Raw genomic sequence first — 3,628 nt, 5'->3', positions numbered from 1 at the left:
AAGCACATGATCGAAAAGATCCCGCCCGATCTTTCGAAGTTCCTGATCTGCCCGATGCCGGGTCTGCTGGTGTCGCTGAATGTGGGCGAAGGTGATACGGTGGAAGCCGGGCAGCCGCTGGCCGTAGTGGAAGCCATGAAGATGGAAAACATCCTGCGCGCCGAAAAGGCAGGTAAGGTGAAGACCGTCAACGCCAAGGCGGGCGACAGTCTGGCCGTGGATGCGATCATTCTCGAAATGGAGTGAGTGCGGGCGCGATTTTTCGCGCGGCGTTTCCACCACCCCCAACCCCCTCCTCTGAAGAGGAGGGGGCTTTTTTGTGTGCGGGTATTGCCTTTCTGAGTCCACCTGTCGGGGAGATACGCCTTTTTGAAGGCCTGCTCCCTTTTGGCTATGGCGCAAAACCGTTCAGGCAGGATAAAGCGCGCAAAGCTGATGAGAGGTCTTCAGGCTTCGCGGTGGAGCGGGGACCGGTTTTTTAGAACAGGGCAGGTGTCCAGATGAGCAAGTTGACGGGTGCAGTGTTGATTGCAGGTCTCGCGGTTTCGGCGCTGGCGGGCGGTACGGCCTATGCGCAGGATGCGGCTGCGGGCAAGAAGGTGTTCATGCGCTGCGTCGCTTGCCATGCGGTGAAGGCGGGCGCCCCTGCGAAGATGGGGCCGAACCTTGCCGGGATCGCTGGTCGCAAGTCCGGTTCTGCCGCAGGATTCAAGTATTCGGCAGCAATGCAGAAGGCAAAGCTGACTTGGAACGACGCCACGATGGACAAGTGGCTGGCCAAGCCTTCGGCTGTGGTGCCGGGCACGTCGATGGCATTTGCAGGTCTGCCCAATCCGGCTGACCGCGCGAACATTATCGCCTATCTCAAGAAGCCTGTTCCCTAAGGCGTAACGATATTGAAGGCGGGGTCCGGCTTGTCGAGCCAGCCGATCAGGCGGGCAAACGCAGCCGGATCCCCTTCGATTTTTGCTTCACCTGAAGCGACCTTTGCCGCCAGCGGCTGTCCGGTAAACAGCGCGGCGAGCAGATCGGCATAGCGCACGGTCAGTGTTGCCTGCCGCCCATCGCGCAGGCCGGGGCGGTGGACCAGCACACCATTGGCCACCGTCACGGTGTGCTGTGCGTGCTTGTCTGGGAAGACGAACCCGAGCGCGACAGTACCATCTTTTGCCTTTGCGGGATCGAGCCGCACGGCCAGAACATCAAACAGGTCCGACGGCGGCAACTGGCTGACGAGCGCTGCCCCACCGGTCGGGTCTGCGGCGGCCACGCCATTTTCAAGTTCGCTTGCGCCGGTCAGGTACATGTTGCGCCACAATGCGTTCTCGCTTTGGTAGGCCAACTGCCGGTAGGTGCGCGTCAGAAGGGTCTTGGCGGCACTATCGGACGCATCGGCAAAGATCACCTTGTCGAGCAGTTCGGCGGCCCAGGCATAGTCGCCCTTGGCAAAAGCCTCTTCCGCCAATGCCTTGACCCGCGCCGCGCCGCCCATCGCCTCGACATAGCGTTTTCCGCCTGTTTCGGGCGGTAGTGGGGCAAGGTGAACCGGGTTGCCATCGTACCAACCCATGTAGAACTGATAGACCGCGCGCGAATTGAAGCTGTAGGAACCGTAGTAAGGCCGGTCGTACCACTGTTTCGCCAGCGCGGGTGGCAGGGTGAGCGTCGCAGCGATTTCCGGGCCGGTCAGCCCTTTGTTCATCAGCCGCACGGTTTGATCGTGCAGGAAGGCGTAAGCGTCGCGGTGCTTGCCGAGATAGTCGGTGATTTCGCCTGCACCAAAGCGCGGCCAGCCGTGACTGGCGATAAGCACTTCGGCCCCTGCAAAAAAGTCCATTGCCTCGGTCAGACCTTGCGCCCATGCCTTGGCATCGCGGATAACCGCGCCGCGCGGTGTGAGGATATTGTGCTGGGTAACATTGGCATTTTCGGCAAGGTCGGCCACGTTCCAATCGGGAAAGCCAAAGTTCATTTCGGCAGGCGCTTCGGTTCCGGGGGTTACCTGAAAGCGGATGCGCACGCCATCAATGGTGAGTTCCGTGCCTGTTTCCGAAATCTCGCGCGTTGGTGGAACAAGGCTGCGTGAACCTGCGGCCACGCCCATGCCGATGCCCGATCCCATCGAACCTTCCGGTCCTTTGGGCAGGCCAAGGCCGAACTGATATCCCGCGCGCCGACCCATTGCGGGGCCTGCGATCACGTTTTCGCTCACAGCCGCGCGCGTAAAGCCCTGCGGGGCGAGGATCGGCGCATCCTTGGCCATCGCAGCACTGAACGCGCCCGCCCCGCCGAAATGATCGACATGGCTGTGCGTGTAGATCATGCCGGTGACCGGCAGTTTTGCCACCTTTTCAGAGATCAGCGCATAGGCTGCAGCAGCGGTTTCAGTGGCGGTGAGCGGATCTATGACGATCCAGCCTTTACCTCCCCGAACAAACGTCACGTTCGCCACGTCGAATCCGCGCACCTGCCAGATGCGGTCGGTCACTTTGAATAGCCCGGCTTTGCCAAGAACTTGCGTGTGACGCCACAGGCTGGGGTGGACGCTGGGGGGCGCATCGCCCGTTGCGAACCCGAGGCCTTGGGTGTTCCACACGGGTTTTCCCGCAGCATCGCGGATAATAGGGTCTTTCAGTGTGGCCACAAACCCGCGTGACGCGAAATCGAAATCGCGCCGGTCTGCCATCGGCAAGTCTGCAAGTGCGGCCTCATTGGCCTTGCGCGTGGCATCGCTGGCTGGTTCAGCTGCGGCAGGAAGCGGCGCGAGGAGGAACAAGGCGCTGACCAGCAGCCTGCGGCGCAAGTTTGTCGATGTCATGTTCTCTCCCGGCTGTCATTATGGCGGCAGCTTCAGGAGCAGATTGACCTTAATCGCTTGATTAGGGAAGTGGGAAAGCAGCTATCAGCCAAACAGGCGTTGCAGCCATCCGCGCTTGGTCGGCACGGGCGGTTGCTGACCCGTCAGCCGGATCAGATACTGTGCGAGCAGCATGGCCTGATTGCGTGTCATCAGCAGGTGATGCGTGTCGACCGCATCCGGCGTCGGTCGTGCGGCCACCGTCGATTGCACCGTCAACTGGATGTTGCGCGAAATGTCCTGATGCTTCCACCCAATCACAACGCCCGACAATTCCTGCGGCACGCCTTTTCGTGGCGATTCTGCCGTAGCCATTTTCCGTCCTCTCCCAATTCCCGGTTTGAAGGAATCGCAAGAACGGAGTGACGTCAAGCCAAAACGGATGTTTTCTGCCGGTTTCGAGCTATCAGGCCGCCAGTTGATAGGGCGCAATCTCACCTGCGAGATAGAGCTTCTTGGCCTTGGCGCGGCTCAATTTGCCGGAACTGGTGCGCGGCAGCGTGCGCGGAGGCACAAGTTCGACCACGCAGTTCATGCCGGTGATCGACCGCACCTTGTCGCGGATCTGATCGCGCAGCTTCACCCGCTCGATCGGATCGGACACGCGGCAATGCACCAGAACTGCGGGGGCCTCTTCGCCATTTTCGGTTTCCACCGAGAATGCCGCGATATCGCCCTGATGGAAGCCCGGAAGCTGTTCCACGGCCCATTCGATATCCTGCGGCCAGTGGTTCTTGCCGTTGATGATGATCATGTCCTTGGCGCGGCCGA

General features: G+C 60.8%; 4 protein-coding genes and 1 pseudogene. 2 read left to right on the top strand and 3 right to left on the bottom strand.

Translation table 11 applies throughout. The features are described 5' to 3' along the window. Together ACOVQ0_RS01255 and ACOVQ0_RS01250 are read left to right on the top strand one after the other, a co-directional pair. Window positions 1-246: acetyl-CoA carboxylase biotin carboxyl carrier protein subunit (locus tag ACOVQ0_RS01255; protein WP_421879101.1), on the top strand; the 246-nt coding region annotated here is incomplete at its 5' end. Window positions 247-500: 254 nt separating this feature from the next. Continuing rightward, a complete protein-coding gene (locus ACOVQ0_RS01250; RefSeq protein WP_421879098.1) occupies window positions 501-884 on the top strand; it encodes a c-type cytochrome in 384 nt (127 codons plus the stop codon). Here the strand turns inward: ACOVQ0_RS01250 and ACOVQ0_RS01245 are convergent. The 3 genes and pseudogenes from ACOVQ0_RS01245 to ACOVQ0_RS01235 form a co-directional block, all read right to left on the bottom strand. Beyond that, a complete protein-coding gene (locus ACOVQ0_RS01245) occupies window positions 881-2,818 on the bottom strand; it encodes an alkyl/aryl-sulfatase (RefSeq protein ID WP_421879095.1) in 1,938 nt (645 codons plus the stop codon). The genes ACOVQ0_RS01250 and ACOVQ0_RS01245 overlap by 4 nt on opposite strands. Window positions 2,819-2,902: 84 nt before the next feature. Continuing rightward, the gene (locus tag ACOVQ0_RS01240; RefSeq protein WP_421879092.1) at window positions 2,903-3,172 is read right to left on the bottom strand and encodes a hypothetical protein; all 270 of its coding nucleotides are present in this window, start codon (window positions 3,170-3,172) and stop codon (window positions 2,903-2,905) included. A gap of 91 nt (window positions 3,173-3,263) precedes the next feature. Then, window positions 3,264-3,628, bottom strand: a pseudogene (locus ACOVQ0_RS01235) (fatty acyl-AMP ligase); the annotation flags it as partial.

The sequence above is a fragment of the Novosphingobium sp. genome, from assembly GCF_049240505.1.
GTDB lineage: Bacteria > Pseudomonadota > Alphaproteobacteria > Sphingomonadales > Sphingomonadaceae > Novosphingobium.
This window is presented reverse-complemented; position numbering and strand designations above follow the sequence as displayed.

Bases quoted from the DNA above. Each gene is read 5' to 3' on its own strand.
- ACOVQ0_RS01245 (WP_421879095.1), bottom strand. From the start codon at position 2,818: ATGACATCGACAAACTTGCGCCGCAGGCTGCTGGTCAGCGCCTTGTTC.
- ACOVQ0_RS01240 (WP_421879092.1), bottom strand. From the start codon at position 3,172: ATGGCTACGGCAGAATCGCCACGAAAAGGCGTGCCGCAGGAATTGTCG.
- ACOVQ0_RS01250 (WP_421879098.1), top strand. From the start codon at position 501: ATGAGCAAGTTGACGGGTGCAGTGTTGATTGCAGGTCTCGCGGTTTCG.